This is a genomic window from Myxacorys sp., from assembly GCF_059501405.1.
Map to the genome: position 1 here is coordinate 19,076 of NZ_JCACCM010000079.1, position 16,185 is coordinate 35,260.

The 16,185-nt window shown below is 49.6% G+C and carries 22 protein-coding genes; all 22 read left to right on the forward strand.

Features of this window, described 5'->3' with window-relative positions; translation table 11 throughout:
- Positions 1 to 34 precede the first annotated feature (34 nt).
- The 22 genes from AC5I6P_RS08025 (at position 35) to AC5I6P_RS08130 (ending at position 16,015) form a co-directional block, all read left to right on the forward strand.
- The gene (locus AC5I6P_RS08025; RefSeq protein ID WP_495693227.1) at positions 35 to 244 is read left to right on the forward strand and encodes a hypothetical protein; all 210 of its coding nucleotides are present in this window, start codon (positions 35 to 37) and stop codon (positions 242 to 244) included.
- On the forward strand, positions 232 to 1,023 hold the full coding sequence (locus tag AC5I6P_RS08030) for a CPBP family intramembrane glutamic endopeptidase (protein WP_495693228.1): 792 nt from the start codon (positions 232 to 234) through the stop codon (positions 1,021 to 1,023). Before AC5I6P_RS08025 ends, AC5I6P_RS08030 begins: the two co-directional genes overlap by 13 nt.
- A 247-nt stretch (positions 1,024 to 1,270) precedes the next feature.
- Complete coding sequence (locus AC5I6P_RS08035) at positions 1,271 to 1,648, forward strand: hypothetical protein (protein WP_495693229.1); 378 nt, start codon at positions 1,271 to 1,273, stop codon at positions 1,646 to 1,648.
- A 233-nt stretch (positions 1,649 to 1,881) separates the two neighbouring features.
- Entirely contained in the window at positions 1,882 to 2,235 is a 354-nt protein-coding gene (locus tag AC5I6P_RS08040) for a nuclear transport factor 2 family protein (RefSeq protein ID WP_333175647.1), read from the forward strand.
- A gap of 129 nt (positions 2,236 to 2,364) precedes the next feature.
- Positions 2,365 to 3,120: an SDR family oxidoreductase gene (locus AC5I6P_RS08045; RefSeq protein ID WP_495693230.1), complete on the forward strand. Its 756-nt coding sequence runs from the start codon at positions 2,365 to 2,367 to the stop codon at positions 3,118 to 3,120.
- Positions 3,121 to 3,349: 229 nt separating this feature from the next.
- The gene (locus tag AC5I6P_RS08050; protein WP_495693231.1) at positions 3,350 to 3,820 is read left to right on the forward strand and encodes a nuclear transport factor 2 family protein; all 471 of its coding nucleotides are present in this window, start codon (positions 3,350 to 3,352) and stop codon (positions 3,818 to 3,820) included.
- Between the two features lie 225 nt (positions 3,821 to 4,045).
- Complete coding sequence (locus AC5I6P_RS08055) at positions 4,046 to 4,396, forward strand: hypothetical protein (RefSeq protein WP_495693232.1); 351 nt, start codon at positions 4,046 to 4,048, stop codon at positions 4,394 to 4,396.
- A 104-nt stretch (positions 4,397 to 4,500) separates the two neighbouring features.
- Positions 4,501 to 5,439, forward strand: coding sequence for an alpha/beta fold hydrolase (locus tag AC5I6P_RS08060; protein WP_495693233.1), 939 nt, complete (start codon positions 4,501 to 4,503; stop codon positions 5,437 to 5,439).
- A 19-nt stretch (positions 5,440 to 5,458) separates the two neighbouring features.
- Complete coding sequence (locus AC5I6P_RS08065; protein WP_495693234.1) at positions 5,459 to 6,427, forward strand: SDR family NAD(P)-dependent oxidoreductase; 969 nt, start codon at positions 5,459 to 5,461, stop codon at positions 6,425 to 6,427.
- A 111-nt stretch (positions 6,428 to 6,538) separates the two neighbouring features.
- A complete protein-coding gene (locus tag AC5I6P_RS08070) occupies positions 6,539 to 7,294 on the forward strand; it encodes an SDR family oxidoreductase (protein ID WP_495693235.1) in 756 nt (251 codons plus the stop codon).
- Between the two features lie 153 nt (positions 7,295 to 7,447).
- Entirely contained in the window at positions 7,448 to 7,795 is a 348-nt protein-coding gene (locus tag AC5I6P_RS08075; RefSeq protein WP_495693236.1) for a hypothetical protein, read from the forward strand.
- Positions 7,796 to 7,861: 66 nt separating this feature from the next.
- Positions 7,862 to 8,698: an alpha/beta fold hydrolase gene (locus AC5I6P_RS08080; RefSeq protein WP_495693237.1), complete on the forward strand. Its 837-nt coding sequence runs from the start codon at positions 7,862 to 7,864 to the stop codon at positions 8,696 to 8,698.
- 126 nt (positions 8,699 to 8,824) lie between these two features.
- On the forward strand, positions 8,825 to 9,724 hold the full coding sequence (locus AC5I6P_RS08085) for a pirin family protein (RefSeq protein WP_495693238.1): 900 nt from the start codon (positions 8,825 to 8,827) through the stop codon (positions 9,722 to 9,724).
- 112 nt (positions 9,725 to 9,836) lie between these two features.
- Positions 9,837 to 10,859 carry an LLM class flavin-dependent oxidoreductase gene (locus AC5I6P_RS08090; protein ID WP_495693239.1) on the forward strand — a complete coding sequence of 341 codons (1,023 nt, stop codon included), beginning with the start codon at positions 9,837 to 9,839 and terminating at the stop codon, positions 10,857 to 10,859.
- Between the two features lie 109 nt (positions 10,860 to 10,968).
- Positions 10,969 to 11,496, forward strand: coding sequence for an SgcJ/EcaC family oxidoreductase (locus AC5I6P_RS08095; RefSeq protein ID WP_495693240.1), 528 nt, complete (start codon positions 10,969 to 10,971; stop codon positions 11,494 to 11,496).
- Positions 11,497 to 11,738: 242 nt separating this feature from the next.
- Complete coding sequence (locus tag AC5I6P_RS08100; RefSeq protein WP_495693241.1) at positions 11,739 to 12,332, forward strand: ester cyclase; 594 nt, start codon at positions 11,739 to 11,741, stop codon at positions 12,330 to 12,332.
- 161 nt (positions 12,333 to 12,493) lie between these two features.
- Positions 12,494 to 12,895: a RidA family protein gene (locus tag AC5I6P_RS08105; RefSeq protein ID WP_495693242.1), complete on the forward strand. Its 402-nt coding sequence runs from the start codon at positions 12,494 to 12,496 to the stop codon at positions 12,893 to 12,895.
- A gap of 109 nt (positions 12,896 to 13,004) precedes the next feature.
- Positions 13,005 to 13,463, forward strand: coding sequence for a peptidoglycan-binding domain-containing protein (locus tag AC5I6P_RS08110; protein ID WP_495693243.1), 459 nt, complete (start codon positions 13,005 to 13,007; stop codon positions 13,461 to 13,463).
- Positions 13,460 to 13,753 carry a hypothetical protein gene (locus AC5I6P_RS08115; RefSeq protein WP_495693244.1) on the forward strand — a complete coding sequence of 98 codons (294 nt, stop codon included), beginning with the start codon at positions 13,460 to 13,462 and terminating at the stop codon, positions 13,751 to 13,753. Before AC5I6P_RS08110 ends, AC5I6P_RS08115 begins: the two co-directional genes overlap by 4 nt.
- Positions 13,754 to 13,905: 152 nt before the next feature.
- Complete coding sequence (locus AC5I6P_RS08120) at positions 13,906 to 14,481, forward strand: TMEM175 family protein (RefSeq protein ID WP_495693245.1); 576 nt, start codon at positions 13,906 to 13,908, stop codon at positions 14,479 to 14,481.
- A 201-nt stretch (positions 14,482 to 14,682) separates the two neighbouring features.
- The gene (locus tag AC5I6P_RS08125) at positions 14,683 to 14,808 is read left to right on the forward strand and encodes an SDR family NAD(P)-dependent oxidoreductase (protein WP_495693246.1); all 126 of its coding nucleotides are present in this window, start codon (positions 14,683 to 14,685) and stop codon (positions 14,806 to 14,808) included.
- Positions 14,809 to 15,406: 598 nt separating this feature from the next.
- Positions 15,407 to 16,015, forward strand: coding sequence for a reverse transcriptase N-terminal domain-containing protein (locus AC5I6P_RS08130; RefSeq protein WP_495693247.1), 609 nt, complete (start codon positions 15,407 to 15,409; stop codon positions 16,013 to 16,015).
- Positions 16,016 to 16,185 lie beyond the last annotated feature (170 nt).

A 16,185-nucleotide genomic window follows, 5' to 3' on the forward strand; every position in this document is an offset into this window, starting at 1 on the left:
GGAATAGATTATCGCTGAGCTTTGTTTGCAAAGAATGAAACAATTTACTTTGTTTACTTTCCTGTATCTCGTGCTGGGAGTTTGTCTGACAGCGATCGCGCTTGGATACCCGAACCTACCTTCGAGGCTTCAAACAAGCTTGTTCGTCAGTGCAGGAACCTCCTACATTGTTTGTCTCCTCAGCACCTTCCCCTTCTGGCGCGAGACGACGATTCGTTGGAGATTAAACCAATGGCAATTCTGAAACAATTCGGGATTTTATTTGTATTGGGCAGTGTGGGAATTGTGATGTTTACGATCACGTCTATTCCTTTAGTCGAGCAACAGTTAGCAAAACTGTCTCCAGAAATACTGGCAAAAGTTCCGCCATTGTGGATTTTAATGCTTCTGCAAGGACTACAGTATTCAATTCTACTGGCAATCAGCATTCTGATCGGAATTGGCTGTGCTTATCGTGTTGGATTACGCTCACATTTGATTGACTACTGGGTACTTCATACCCCTAAGATTCCATTTTCTGTCATTGAGATGAAATGGAGCTTGGGTGTGGGTGCAGCGACAACGATCATTCTCCTGTTGCTCGATCGGTTCATGAAACCTGCTCTACCTGAAGCGCTACAGGCATCTAATAACACAGAACCGAATTGGCTGAGTTCGCTTACAGCAATGCTTTATGGCGGCATCACTGAGGAAATTCTGATGCGCTGGGGCTTAATGTCGCTGCTTGTTTGGATAGCGTGGAAGGTCTTAAAACAAGGCATTACGTTGCCAAGTCAAGGGATTTACCAAGGTGCGATCGTTCTAACTTCGTTGGTATTTGGACTTTTACACCTGCCCGCGGCTGCCGCGATAGTTCCACTCACTCCGCTTGTGATTATCCGAGCGATATTACTAAATGGGATTGCTGGCATTGCTTTTGGTTGGCTCTTTTGGCAATACTCGCTTGAGGCTGCGATGTTATCTCATGTCAGCTTTCATGCCTTTTCCTTTGCTCTTAGTCTTTTGCTGGCAAGATTTGTCTAAGCTTTTTTCTAAAGTAATTTCACGATTGCTTCACCCTAAACCGATCCACTCAAATATTGAGAGAACACCATGAAAGCCAGTAGGGCGGGCACTGCCCACAAAACTTCTGTGAAGGGTTTTACTACTGATGCAGCCAGTTACATTGCTGGACAACCTTTGGTAATCGATGGTGGATTTACAGCGAACTAATCCGTTGCTTTCAATGTGTGCGTGTCTGATACAGAGAATAAGCTCTATTGGAGAAAGAATGAAACGATTTACTTTGTTTACTTTCCTGTATCTCGCGCTGGGAGTTTGTCTGACAGCGATCGCACTTGGATACCCAAGCTTGCCTCCGGGTCTTCAAACTAGCCTGTTCGTCAGTGCAGGATTATCTTACCTTGCTTGTTTCCTCAGCACCTTACCCTTTTGGCGGGAGACGGCGATCCGCTTCTACCGCAGACGGAATTCAGCGGTCATTCTACCCTGGTTGGTAATTGGATTCATTATTATTTGGATGATTTGGGAGGTTCAGAGTCAAAACTGGACAATGGAAGCAGTTTTACAAGCGCTTTCTTGGCTATTAGTTGTTTTACTGCAAGCAGAACTCATTGTGATTACAGGGCAAGTGAATTCTGAACATTAGGGTCTAAACCGGATGCTGCCGATCGGAGTTTGATTGTGTGCTAAAGGTCAACATTGATTGGAGCTCGCATAACAATCCCGTTGCACGCCAACCATACAAAGATAGTTAGTTGAGTACGAAAGGTTGCTAGCGGCAGATGATGGCGGGCGATTGCTGATTACGCTGAGGAGAAGAATGCGCTGGTAGAGAGACCGTTCCGTTAAAGCATCCACTTGAACAGAGGAGAGATTCAGATGTCAGAGAACAATAAAGCTGTCTTAGAAGCGGCAAATGCGGCGAACGCAGCAGGCAACTATGAAGGATTCTTGTCATTCTGCACCGACGACACGCAATGGACGTTTGTAGGCGACAAGACCCTTAACGGAAAAGAAGCCGTTCGCCAATATATGGCAGAGACATACATAGAACCGCCAAAGTTTACAGTCACCAACTTAATCGCTGAGGGTGATTTCGTCACGGCACTCGGCGACATCACACTGAAAGACGAAGACGGGAAGGCGGCTCATTACTCGTACTGCGATGTCTGGCGCTTTCGCGGTGACAAGATGGTCGAGTTAAGGGCTTTCGTCATCAAAACCTCGGTCTGACCCGCCGTCGTCGTTCACGTCGTTTTCAACCTGCTCACTATCCCGGTGATGGCAATCGCTGGCATGGGCTGAGATGCGATCGGAGTTCAATTTCTGAAAGTCAATATTGATTGAAACAGGAGAAACAGGATGATACTGCAAGATAAAGTGGCTTTAGTGACTGGCGGAACATCAGGAATTGGTCGTGCAACCGCGATCGCTTATGCCCAACAACAAGCAAAGGTGGTGGTGGTGGGTCGTCGAATGGATGAAGGTGAAGAAACTATTCGATTGATCAAGGAAGCTGGCGGAGAGGCTATTTTTGTGCAAGCAGATGTCACGAAAGAAGCCGATGTTCAAGCAATGGTTGATAAAGCGGTTGATGTTTTTGGTCGGTTAGATATTGCTTCTAACAATGCAGGAACGATCGGCGAAAATCCTTCACTGATTGAGCAAACAGAAGCGGAATACGAGCGCACGATGAACGTCAATGTCAAAGGCATTTGGTTGTCGATGAAATATGAAATCGCTCAGATGTTGAAACAGGGAAGTGGTTCAATCGTCAATACGGCATCTGCGAATGGAGTCGTTGCATTTCCTACCTTCCCCCTCTACACCGCGAGTAAAAGTGCAGTAATAGGCTTGACAAAAGCGGCTGCGCTCCAATATGCCAAAGCGGGTATTCGCATCAATGTCGTTGCACCAGCAGTAATCGAAACAGATATGTTTGAAGCAGCGACAGATGGGCAGGATGAAGTCAAAGCTTACATGGCAGGACTTCACCCGATCGGACGAATTGGAACACCGCTTGAAGTTGCAAATGCAGTTCTGTTTTTATCATCTGACATGGCATCGTTCACAACAGGTACAACATTGATGGTAGATGGTGGGTATGTAGCGCAATAGTCGATCGGCAGTACGAAATGTTTGACACAGCACTTCAAGCGACTCACTAAAGCAACACTGAAATTGGTTCGCTAACTCCATAGAAAACTCCATAGGAATTTGCAAAAAATTGAGTGTTGGAACTGACTACACTCAAGTGAACTAAGACAAAGAGAACTTAGGAGTTGATGATGATGTCCAAAGTGTCTTTTAACTCACCACCACAAAACTAAAGAAAGGAATCGTTACCATGAGTACCCAACCGACCGAAGTGATCAAAGAGTTTCTGGCGAATACGGCAACCGAAAAGGTCGAGGCGGCTGCCCGTCGGCTCGTCGCGGAGGACGCAACATACATTTCCCTGAATTTTGACAACCCTGAACTGAAGCAAATCTTGCCTTGGACAGGAACCTCCAAAGGTCCCCAAGCGTTCATCGATACGTTCTCCGGGGTTGCGAAATGGTGGACGCATGAGGACTTCACCGTTACCGCCCTCTTTGGCGAAGGCGAGAACGTTGCTGTGTTCGGCACGTTCACGTACCGCTCGGTCTCGCTGAGCAAGGCGGTGACCTCACCGTTCTCGATCCACGCAAAGGTGCGCAACGGGAAGATCGTGTACTTTCAGTTCATGGAGGATACTTTCGCGACCGCTCGCACTTTCAGCCAGAAGGGGACTTGGACCATCAAAATCGCTCCGAACCAGCCGGAGTTCGAGGTGTAATAGCAGCCTACGACGCCTAACCATGCGTTGCACCGGAACGCTGCAATTTGGTCGGTTGAATTTTCAAGGTTATCTGCGTCCGGTGAGCTTGGTCGTTAGGTAGCGAGGGTGAAAAATAGACTTAATCAGAATTAAGAAAAGCAATCAATTCTTAAACCGATCCAAATCTTCTTGCAGCCTATTTGTCCATTGAGATGCTTAGCACTTTATTACCGATAAGATCTAATGAAAAGAGAGTTAGCGATAAGTTCTTTGTTCTCGTTTGTGGGCGGCGCAATGGTCTGGGCCTTGTCACCATTTTTATCCGGGCAGGTCGAACCGTGGGATGCGAAAGGTTTTTATTATTCCGCAGCACTTCTTGTTGTTGGCCTTATCGTTGGCCTTGCTCGGCCTAAACATGTTTGGTCGCACTATGCCGGTATTATTCTTGGTCAACTGACGTATATGCTTTGTTTTCTACCCAGCAGTCCGTTAATTCCTGTGGGAGTCGCTTTTGTAGCGGCTTACTCCATAATCGCTTTAGCAGGAGCAGCAAGTGGGGCATGGTTTCGTCGCGTCAGCCGGGGTGCGCGGTGATTTTGCTGCCTGACAAGGCCGGCTCTCGCGCTCCGGTTGCAATCCACGCTGTCACCGCGGGCCGGGTCGCTGCGCTTGGGTCGTTATAGACCGTATGAATCTCGATGCTGGTGTGCGTACTGCAGCAGATCAAAACTTCTACACGCGCAATCAAAGGAAAAGATATGAAAGTACGCTACGGGTTTCGACAGGTCGGCGACATCGAAGTGTTCTACCGCGAGGCTGGGTCAAGCGATGCGCCAGTGATACTGCTGTTGCACGGATTTCCAACCGCTAGCCACATGTTCCGCGACCTGATCCCTCTCCTTGCCGATCGCTTTCGGCTCGTTGCGCCGGATCTGCCCGGTTTCGGACAGACCAAGGCACCGCCGCGCGGGACGTTCGACTACACGTTCGACCGACTTGCCGACGTGATCGAGGGCTTCACCGATGCTTTGTCGCTCGATCAATACGTGCTCTACATCTTCGACTACGGTGCGCCGGTAGGTCTGCGTCTGGCGATGCGCCATCCTGAACGGATATCTGCGATCGTCTCGCAGAACGGCAACGCCTACCTTGAGGGTTTCAGTGACGAATGGGGGCCGTGGGAGACGTATTGGCGCGAGCCGAGCGCAGCGAACCGGGAAGCCTGCCGACCCTCGCTCGCGCCGGAAACAATCCGGAACTGGCAGTATGGTACCGGAGCCGATCCAACCCTTTTGTCGCCCGACGGCTACGAACTCGACATCGCCTACATGGGGCGGTCGGGCGCGGAGGAGATCCAGCTCGATCTGATCCTCGACTACCGCAGCAACGTCGTGCTCTATCCAGTCTTCCAGTCCTACTTTCGCGAGCACCGTCCGCCGCTTCTCGCCGTCTGGGGCCGTCATGATCCGGCGTTTCTGCCCGCTGGCGCTGCCGCTTATCAGCGAGATCTCCCGAATGCAAAGATTCACCTGCTCGACGCCGGACATTTCGCGCTGGAGACGCATGCGGAGGAGATAGCAACTTTGATCCGCACGTTCCTCGACAGCACGATCGGTTCCACCACTGTGAAAATCTAACTTAGTAAAGGATGAAGTCATGACCCAAAAATATGGACCCAAGACAACGGCCGACGAAGTGCTTGCAGGCATTGATCTCAAGGGAAAACGATTTCTCATCACGGGTGCATCGTCAGGCATTGGGCTTGAAACCGCCCGTTCACTGGTCGCTCACGGCGCTAGCGTCGTCGGCGCAGTCAGGAACCTCGCTAAAGCTGAGCCAGCCACTGCATCGGTTCGTGATGCCGCGTCGCAAGGAGGTGGCAACCTGGAGTTGATCGATCTCGATCTGGCATCCTTGCAAAGCGTTCGCGCCTGTGCGAATAAACTGTTGGCTAACGGCCAGCCGTTCGATGCCATCATCGCTAACGCTGGCGTTATGGCAACTCCGTTTGGTCGGACGGTCGATGGCTTCGAAGTCCAGTTCGGGACGAACCATCTTGGTCATTTCGCCCTGATCAATGGGATCGAGCCGTTGCTCGTCGATAATGGACGGCTGGTCGTCCTGTCGTCGCTCTCACATCGCGGTGCCGATATCGACTTGGACGATCCGAATTTCGAGCAGCAGGCGTACGATCCATGGGTCGCTTATAGCCGGTCGAAAACCGCCAATTCACTGTTCACTGTGGAGTTTGACAGGCGGCATCGCGATCGCGGCATTCGGGCTGCTTCGGTGATGCCCGGAAACAGTTTGACGGATCTACCCCGCCATTTCTCGCCGGAGGACTTGCAGGGACTTTTGCAGACTGTTGACGCAGCGCGCACCGAAGCGGGTCTGCCGCCGAAAGAGTTGAAAGAAATTCCGCAGGCAGCCGCGACGTCGGTCTGGGCAGCAGTCGTGGCGAATAAAGACGAGATCGGTGGACACTATCTCGAAGATTGTGCGATCGCGCCGATCAATGACACGCCCAACCCGTTTGCCGACGGCGTCAGGTCGTATGCGCTCGACACTAACAAAGCTAAGCAGCTTTGGGCGAAAAGCGAGGAATTGATCAGCGCTACGTCTTGAAGGTTATCGCGCAGAAATCTGACAAACTGCCCAAGAATCTGGAAGAAATCAAGCATTGGAACTTAGTACGCTTCAGACCAATGCAACGAAATTAATGCTAGGAGAAGCACAATGATACTTCAAGATAAAGTGGCGTTAGTCACTGGTGGCACATCGGGAATTGGTCGAGCAACGGCGATCGCACTTGGTGCTGCTGGAGCAAAGATAGTATTCTCAGGCAGACGCGATGCAGAAGGAGAAAAAACTGCCAAACTGATTCGCGAAACAGGTGCTGAATGTTTGTATATCCATTCAGATGCCTCGAATGAGAAAGATATCAAAGCATTAGTGCTTCATACAGTCGCAACCTATGGACGGCTCGACTGTGCTTTCAATAATGCAGGCGTTGAAACACCTATAAAGCCCCTACATGAACAATCAGTTGAAGACTTTGATAACCTGATGGCAATCAATGTTCGGGGACTGTTTTTGTGCATGAAGTACGAAATTCAGCAAATGTTGTCTCAAGGATCTGGTGTGATTGTGAACAATTCGTCAACGAGTGGTCTCGTTGCGTTTCCGGAGACTTCTCCTTACGTTGCGAGTAAACATGCTGTCATGGGGCTGACGCGATCGGCGGCGCTGGACTATGCCAAGCAGGGCATCCGGGTTAATGCGGTGAACCCTGGAGTCACTGCGACTGAACTGCTCGATCGCTCCTCTAAGCAACTGGGTATCACAGCAGATGATTTAGACTCTTTTGTTCCAATGGGTCGGATCGGTCAGGCAACGGAAATTGCTCAAGCGGTTGTGTTTCTGTGCTCTGATGCTGCCAGCTATATTACGGGACAACCCTTAGTGATCGATGGTGGATTTACAGCAGGCTAAATCGCGACCTGCCTTGGCAGATATCTTTTTGCGATCGCAGTTTCAAATAGGTGGCTTCTAAGCAATTTGCTGGAATGATTTACTCTGCGATCGCCACCTTTCTCTCTGACATTCTTTCTCTTTTGGGTAAACCTCAACTAAAACCTCTGAATTATGTTCAAACTATCCGCTCAATTCTTGATTTCACTAGTCATTTCCACAGCATTAGTCCTGATCAGTTTGCAATCGCTCCAAATAAAGCCTACTCTGGCGGAGACACCAGATATATACCCGCTGAATCAGTCAACCCTGATTGCAACAGCCCCCGCACCTCCCAACCTTGTTCCTGCTGTGCTAGGGGGTAGACCCGTTTATGTACTGTATGTGACTCAATCTGAAGATACGGTCTTGGTGCGTTGTTACCCTGGCTATGAACCGACGATCACGCTTCGAGCGATGGGCAGTAATCCCAATGCTAATACTCAAAAGGAAGGAATCATGACTTGCCGACCTTCTGAATAGAAACTACATTGTGCTATCCCCCGACTATCAGATACGCCCGACCCATTCACAAAATAGGAGACTCTCATGCCTTACATTACCGTTGGTCAAGAAAACTCTGCAAATATCGATCTCTACTACGAAGATCTTGGGGCAGGTCAACCGATTGTGCTGATTCATGGATTTCCATTGAACGGACATTCCTGGGAGAAGCAGGTTTTAGTTTTACTGAATGCAGGATATCGAGTAATTACCTACGATCGCCGAGGATTTGGCAACTCCAGTCAGCCCTCATCTGGCTATGACTACGATACCTTTGCCGCCGATTTGAACACACTGATGACCAAGCTTGACTTGCAGGATGCTGTGCTGGTCGGTTTTTCAATGGGAACAGGTGAAGTCACGCGCTATCTTGGCAAATACGGCTCAGAGCGGGTGCAGAAAGCTGTGCTGATGGCTCCAGTGCCGCCCTTTCTGTTAAAAACGGACGACAATCCTGAAGGCGTTGACCAAAGCGTTTTCGACGGCATCATGAAAGCGATTGTTGAAGATCGTCCAGCCTACTTCTCTGCATTTTTCAGAGAATTCTTTAATGTGGATGTGCTGCTGGGCGATCGCATCAGCAGTGAAGCGATTCAAGCCAGTTGGAATGTGGCAGCAGGGGCTTCTGCCAAAGGGACTTTGGATTGCGTCCCTTCCTGGCTCACCGATTTCCGCGACGATCTACCCCGCATTGATGTACCAACCCTGATCATTCATGGTGATAGCGATCGCATTCTGCCGCTTGAGTCCACCGCAGCAAGACTTCCAAAGCTGATTAAAAACAGTGAACTGGTTGTCATTCCGGGTGGACCCCATGCTATCAACTGGACTCATGCCGATCAGGTCAATCCCCTGTTACTGGGCTTTCTTCAGCAGAAATAATCAGTGATCTGCTGCTTTTCTGGCTTGCGAAAAAACTCTGTAATTCACCCCACTGAAGTAGATTTACACGCTAGGGCGTGATTGTGTCTTCGTCCACAAGGTCAACTAAGAATGGATCGTACAAAAATGAGTATTCAGCAATTAATCACGCCTGAAAAGCACGACTTAGGTGGGTTTAGCGTACAGCGCATCTTACCGAGTGAAACCCTAAAAATGGTTGGACCTTTCATCTTCTTTGATCACTTAGGCCCAGCTGTTTTCCCGGCTGGAAAAGGCGTCGATGTTAGACCCCATCCACACATCAATTTAGCGACGGTTACCTACTTGTTTGAAGGAAGCCTTCTGCATAGAGACAGTCTAGGTACAGTACAAGAGATTTTTCCGGGTGAGGTGAACTGGATGACAGCGGGCAAAGGTATTGTTCATTCTGAGCGATCGCCCGAGAGCTTTAGAGAAAAAGAATCTACTCTTCACGGCATTCAAACCTGGATTGCCCTCCCCGAAATCGCTGAAGAAGTTGAACCCAGCTTTTCACATTATCCGGTGACTGATTTACCCAGGTGGATTCAAACAGGCACCAGCGCGACCTTGATCGCCGGTAGCTATCAGTCTCACCAATCACCCGTTAAAACCTACTCTGCTACTCTTTACCTGGCGCTCGTTTTCACGGAGGGTAGTCAATTTCAGCTAGCGCCAATAGAAGGTTTAGAAAGGGCCGTTTATAGCGTCACATCCGGCCTATTCGTAAATGGAAAGCCTTTAGAGCCATATCGTCTAGCCGTTTTAGCGCCGAATGAATCAGTAAATATCAGTGCGGGGGCTGAGGCAAAAGCAATGATTATCGGCGGGGCACCAGTGGGCGATCGCACAAAGTACTGGAACTTTGTGTCGAGCCGCTCAGCGCGTATCGAGCAGGCAAAACGAGATTGGCAAGACCACCGCTTCCCGGCGGTTCCCGGTGAAACTGAATTCATTCCGCTCCCTGATATTTCAGACCGCGATAGTAGCGCGCCCCCTCTGAGCTGACGATAGTTAGGCCTTTTTGCTGAGCGAGAGAACACCAGCTTAACTCGCACACCAAGGCTTTCTACTATTTCGGATTAAGTCTATTTCATTCGCAAAACGCGTAGGAAATGATATGGAAGTTGGAATTGACAGTTTTGCCTCGGTTGGAACGAGTGAAAATGGTGAAACGGCGGATGCCACGCAGTCCATCGCCGAACTGCTGGAGAGAATAGAGCAGGCGGATCGTTCCGGCTTGGATATCTTCGGTATTGGCGAGCATCATCGCCATGAATTTTTAGATTCGGCAAACGCGGTTATTCTCGCCGCTGCCGCCGCACGCACCGAGCGCATCCGTCTGACCAGCGCGGTTACGGTGCTGAGCGCGGCTGACCCGGTGCGCGTGTTTCAACAATTCGCCACGCTCGATTTGATTTCAAAAGGTCGCGCCGAAATGGTTGTCGGGCGCGGCTCGTTCACCGAAGCCTTTCCACTATTCGGATTTAGTCTCGGCGATTACGACGAGATTTTCGCTGAAAAGCTCGACCTCTTGCTCAAAATTCGGGACAATGAAACGGTCGATTGGTCGGGCAAATTTCGCCCCGCGCTAGAAAACCAGGCAATTTATCCGCGTCCGCTGCAAAAGCCGTTTCCCATCTGGATTGGGGTCGGCGGTACGCCTCAATCTTTCCGCCGCGCCGGAATGCTTGGACTGCCGCTCGTGGTCGCCATTATCGGCGGCGAAACGCATCGCTTTCGCTCGCTCATAGATTTATACCGCGATGCCGGAGCGTACGCCGGACACGCGCCCGAAACGTTGAAAGTTTCATTGCATTCAATCGGTTACGTCGCCGACACGACTGAACAAGCCGTTGAAGAGTTCTTTCCGGGCTACGCCGAAACCTTCACTAGAATCGGCAGAGAGAGAGGCTGGCCACCCGTTACGCGTGCCGCTTTTGACGCCCAGCGCGGCACAACCGGCGCGTTACTGGTCGGCAGTCCCGAAGAAGTGGCGGAGAAAATCCGCCGTCACAGCGAATCGCTCGGTGGCATTTCGAGAGTCACGTTTCAAATGGACAACGCGCAGATGAATCACGCCCAACTGATGCGCTCCATTGAACTGATTGGCACGCGAATGTCACCACTTTTGAACAATTAAAATATGCTCACGATCGTAGACAACCTAGCCATCGTTCTACATACAGCTCAAAAGAAACATTGGGTGAAATTGAGGCAACCGCATCATTTTAATTTAGGTGCCCAAAACTATGAATTCACAAACAGCTCAAACCACCACTGCTGCTAACAAGTCGGCAATCCGTGATTTTCTTCACCAGATGATTGAGGCTTGGAATCGAGGCAGCGGTGAAGACTTTGCTGCTCCGTTTAGCGAAACTGCCGACTTCATCGCATTCAAGGGAATGCATCTCAAGGGTCGAAAAGAAATCGCTGCATTTAATCAGCAAACTTTCGACACCGTTGTCAAAGGAACACGCCTGGAAGGTGAGGTGAATTTTGTCCGCTTCGTGAATTCTCAACTTGCTCTCATGAGCGGAGTTGTCAGGGTAATGCTGCCCGGACAACCCGAAACTTCACCGTCACGAGATTCGATGCAGCTATTCGTCGTGATGAAACGCGATCGAGATTGGCAAAATGAACGTCACCGCCGCAAGCGGACGGTGTATCACTTCGCTCCACTCGCACGCTCCGCGGCTCGATTTCGCTCAACAGCACCCTTCGGACGCTGTGTTTTCCGAACGCAGCAAGCTGCGGGGAATCAGACCCGTAGAGATTGAAGGGCTACTCAATGCCCGGAAGTTGACGCTAGAACGGCAATTTTTCCTGGACGAGTTTGACTCGCTGAGTGAAGAGGTTCAACGCCAATTAACCGATCTCGTTATAGATATCAAGCAGGCTTCACTTCAATCGGGTGAGTAAACAAAGAATTCGGCAACGATCGCGAATGAAATAAGAATCTGAAAGAAATTAAGCATTGGAATCAATACAGTTGAGATAGAACAAACTAGGAGAATCTAACGTGGTCAAAGAGCAAACTGTAGACAAACAAGCAAATGTACAGGCAACCCCCAACCTAACACCTGCTCAGGAAGCTTTACAAGCGGTCTGGGAAGAGCATATCGGGCACGAGTTTGGGACTCACAGCCCTGAAGATGCTCTCGCTACGATGGTTGAGGACGCTTATGTGAATCACATTCCAGTGATGACTGGGGGAGTCGGAAAAGCAGCAGTAGGTGAGTTTTATTCCAAAGACTTCATTCCACAGATTCCGCCAGACTTCGAGCTAGTTCCGATTTCGCGCACGATCGGAGCGGATCAACTTGTCGATGAAATGGTGGGTAAGTTTACTCATACCATCCAGATGGAGTGGATGCTACCTGGCATTGCTCCGACCGGGAAACGGGTTGAAGTGCCAGTGGTCGCGATTATTCGGTTCCGTGACGGCAAGTTAGCCCATGAACACCTCTACTGGGATCAGGCGAGTGTATTGGTTCAACTCGGCATGCTTGATCCGGTTACGCTGCCCGTTGTAGGGGTTGACAGTGCACGCAAGGTACTTGATTCGAGCTTGCCCTCAAACGCACTGTTCGATCGTGCCAGCGATCGCGACTAAAGGTTAGAACAAGCTTTCCATCAATGCTTAGATCAGCGATCGCAGGTCTAAATGTTCTCAGCGATTGACTGGAATGACATTGAAACAGGTTTGCGATCGCGTTTGGTGCGGTGGGTGCAAAAGTAGTCTTCTCTGGTAGACGCGAAGGAAAGAGGAACACCATGAATAAGCCCAAGTTTTTTGTTACCCCCGGCTATGGGGAATACATGCTGAATAACTTGCATTACTCGCAAGCAGTAAAAATTGGTGATCGCGTGGAGATATCCGGACAAGGTGGTTGGGATGACAACCTGCAAATTCCCGAATCGCTTGCGGACGAGATTGCTCAAGCGTTTCGGAACGTAGAGCGAACCTTGGCAACTGCCGGGGCGGGCTGGGAGCATGTTGTCCATGTCAATTCTTACCATGTTGGTGGTTTGCCCCCAGAAGTTAATGAGATGATGGTCAGGCTATATCGCCATTACATGCCCAACCATGCTCCCATTTGGACACAGGTAGGAGTCGCGGCGCTTGGGCTGCCAACGATGCGAATTGAAATCCGCGTTACTGCAATTGTTTCCTGAGTTTTGCATCAGCGACGACACTACTCCACACCGATCGGAGCAAGCAGATGGAGTAATACTGCGACACAAAATTGATGCCAACTAGAACTGATCCATCAGGAGGACAATCATGAAACCTCAACTCATTTTCGGAGTATTAACGATCGCAACAGGATTACTCGGAGGTTCATTCACTCATCCCGCAATCGCACACCGCATTTCTTCACAGCAAACATCACCCGTTCTGATCGCCACTGCCTACACTGATTTAACCTTACCTACCTTGCGCCAAGGCGATCGTGGCAGAGATGTGCAATTGTTACAGTGCATTCTTCAAGACAATGGCTTTTTAGGAGCCGCAGGTGTGAGGTTAGGCAATCCAAGAGGGGAGATCGTCGATGGCATCTTTGGTGCGGTCACAGCGTCTGCGGTACGCGATCTCCAGCGACGCTACAGAATCCCAGTTACAGGGCGAGTCAATCCAACCACCTGGGAAGTCCTGGATATGCACGAAAACCCCTATCGATCGCCGCTTCCCTGGAAACAACAGAACATTACACAACCACAAGCCACAGGAGATTTCTCATGAACCGAAAGATTCTTTCAACCAAAATCACAACTACAACCACAATCGCAATCACAATTCTGTTCGGCGTACTCCTACTGTTCAATTTTCCATCCCTGGCTCAAGTCAGTTCACAAGTGATTCCCAGAATCGAAGTGATCGAAAGTGCTGAAGGGATTCCACCCAGCTACCGTTTAGTCATTAGCCGATCTCAGGACAATGTTTATGTCTTCTGTCCCACTAACTTCGAGCCAGAGTTGAACTATCTGCGAAATGTGAAGGCGATTCAATGTAAGCCGTTTACCAGTCCTTAGAAGTAAACCAGCACGGAGTGAGGGTCAACTCTACACTTTTAATCTACACTTTTAAAGTGGTGAACAAAATGAATGGATAGTGGATAACCGGACACTATTTTTGCAAACGGCAGTTATACAACGCGGTAAGCAAACAAGGAGCATGTCTAAAAATGGTTAAAGGTAGGTTAGAAGCATTCAGTGATGGGGTAATTGCTATTATTATCACCATTATGGTACTGGAGTTGAAAATACCTCATGAGTCAGATTTAGCTGCACTACGTCCGTTGATTCCAATCTTTCTAAGCTATGTGTTGAGTTTCGTGCATGTTGGTATCTACTGGAACAATCACCATCACCTGTTTCAGGCAGTCCAACAAGTGAATGGTTCAACTTTGTGGGCAAACCTACATTTGTTGTTCTGGTTATCGTTATTTCCCTTTGTTACCGCATGGATGGGTGAAAATCACTTTACTGCGTTGCCTGTGGCGCTTTATGGTGTGGTTCTATTGTTGGCTGCGATCGCCTACTTCACTCTGACCCGCACACTTGTTTTTCACCACGGTCAAGATTCCACACTTGCAAACGCTCTTGGTCGGAATTTTAAAGGCAAGTTATCGGTATTGATTTATGCAGTTACAATTCCACTTGCTTTTGCAATCCCTTGGCTTGCATGTGCATTATACGTTCTGGTTGCAGTCCTATGGCTCATTCCCGACCGTCGTATTGAAAAGGCGTTGAACTCATAAAGTTCCATGTTCGATGCAACAAAAATTAGCTAACAAACCTTCTGCACCAGAACAAATATAGGTTGTTGGTCACAGGCAAAGGTGATCTGCGTCCGGTGAGCGGAAACGTTATGCCGCTTATGGATGTACTCAATCATCCTGGCATTTTACGCCCCAAGGGGCGGGGAATCTACCCACAGAGATTGAAACAGGAGGAACAAAATGATATTGCAAGATAAAGTGGCGTTAGTTACGGGAGGCACATCGGGAATTGGCAGAGCAACTGCGATCTCATTCGGTGCTGCTGGAGCAAAGGTAGTATTCTCGGTTGTGTCGCAAAAAAGGTAGGGTGGGAGGCTCAGTTTCCTCTGACTTTAATCTGAATGGCATCCCAATCTCTGTTTAAGTGGCGGCACTTCGTGCGATTCGTTGTTGGCTGAATTCATAAGCGAGCCAGGGCACTCTCTGCTCTGAACTCTAGCTCAATGGAGGTGAAAGCCCTCCCTTCTCAAGTTCGGAATGACTCAAGACCTACCCACAGTGACCAGGCTCGGAATCCTGGAGGCTGAAGCTGGGAATAGGACGCAATCAGAGGGCGCGTGTATCGCTCACCCTGGCGTTATCGGAGTCCCTATGATGAAACAGAGCCTAGAAAAGCGCCCTACGCCAAAGCAGGGATACACAATCACGCCCCTGACTTCGTTAGAGTAACGACCCGCTAACTTGAGAAGTGGAGATTAGCAGAACTAAGGGTTTCTAACGGGCGAAGTGGCTCCATCTAACGGGACAACCTATCGAGCTAGGGAACGAATAAAAACGCAAATCAGGTCTGGGGAACCCGGTCGAACCCCTAGTAGATGAGACGAGACATGGAATTCCTGAATTGCGGGTAGGACAAGGCGTAATTGCCTTGAGGTTATCAGAACACAACTCCCCAAAGGTGAGCATGATTAGACACATAGGCAACTATCGTGAATCTTGGAAGGGGTTGGCGTGGAAGCAATTCCGCAAAAATCTGTTCCGCCTCCAATGTCGGTTGTGGAAAGCGGTTAGAGCAGGAGACACCAGAAAAGCTCGCAATCTTCAGAAGCTGATTCTGAAATCCCAAAGTGCGAGATGGTTAGCCATCCGTCAGATCACTCAGCTCAATACTGGGAAAAAGACGGCAGGTGTCGATGGCAAATCAAGCCTCACCTTCAAGGAACGGTTTGAACTTGAAAGCCTCCTCAGCGCAATGGCATGGCGATGGAAACATCAGCGGCTAAGAGAAATCCCAATTCCCAAACGAGATGGGACAACCCGGATGCTCAAGGTGCCGACCATTGCCGATAGAGCATGGCAGAAACTGGTGCATTATGCCCTAGACCCAGCCCATGAAGCGACCTTCCATGCCAGAAGCTACGGTTTTCGCGCTGGTAGGAGTGCTCATGATGTTCAACGAGTTCTATTTCTCAACCTGTCCTCTAACAAAGGAGGATTGCAGAAGAGAATTCTAGAACTCGACATCGAAAAATGCTTTGACCGCATCCGGCATGGAAAGATGAGGGAGAACTGATCCTCCCTCAATCGTTCAAAACCGGAATTTGGAGATGCCTTAAAGCCGGAATCAATCCTGAGTTTCCTGACCAGGGAACTCCGCAAGGCGGGTGTCGTGCGCTACGAAGCGCAGTAACGATACGGGATGGCGTTTCCCCCAAAGCGCCAAGGCTGATCCGGCAGGCGGCG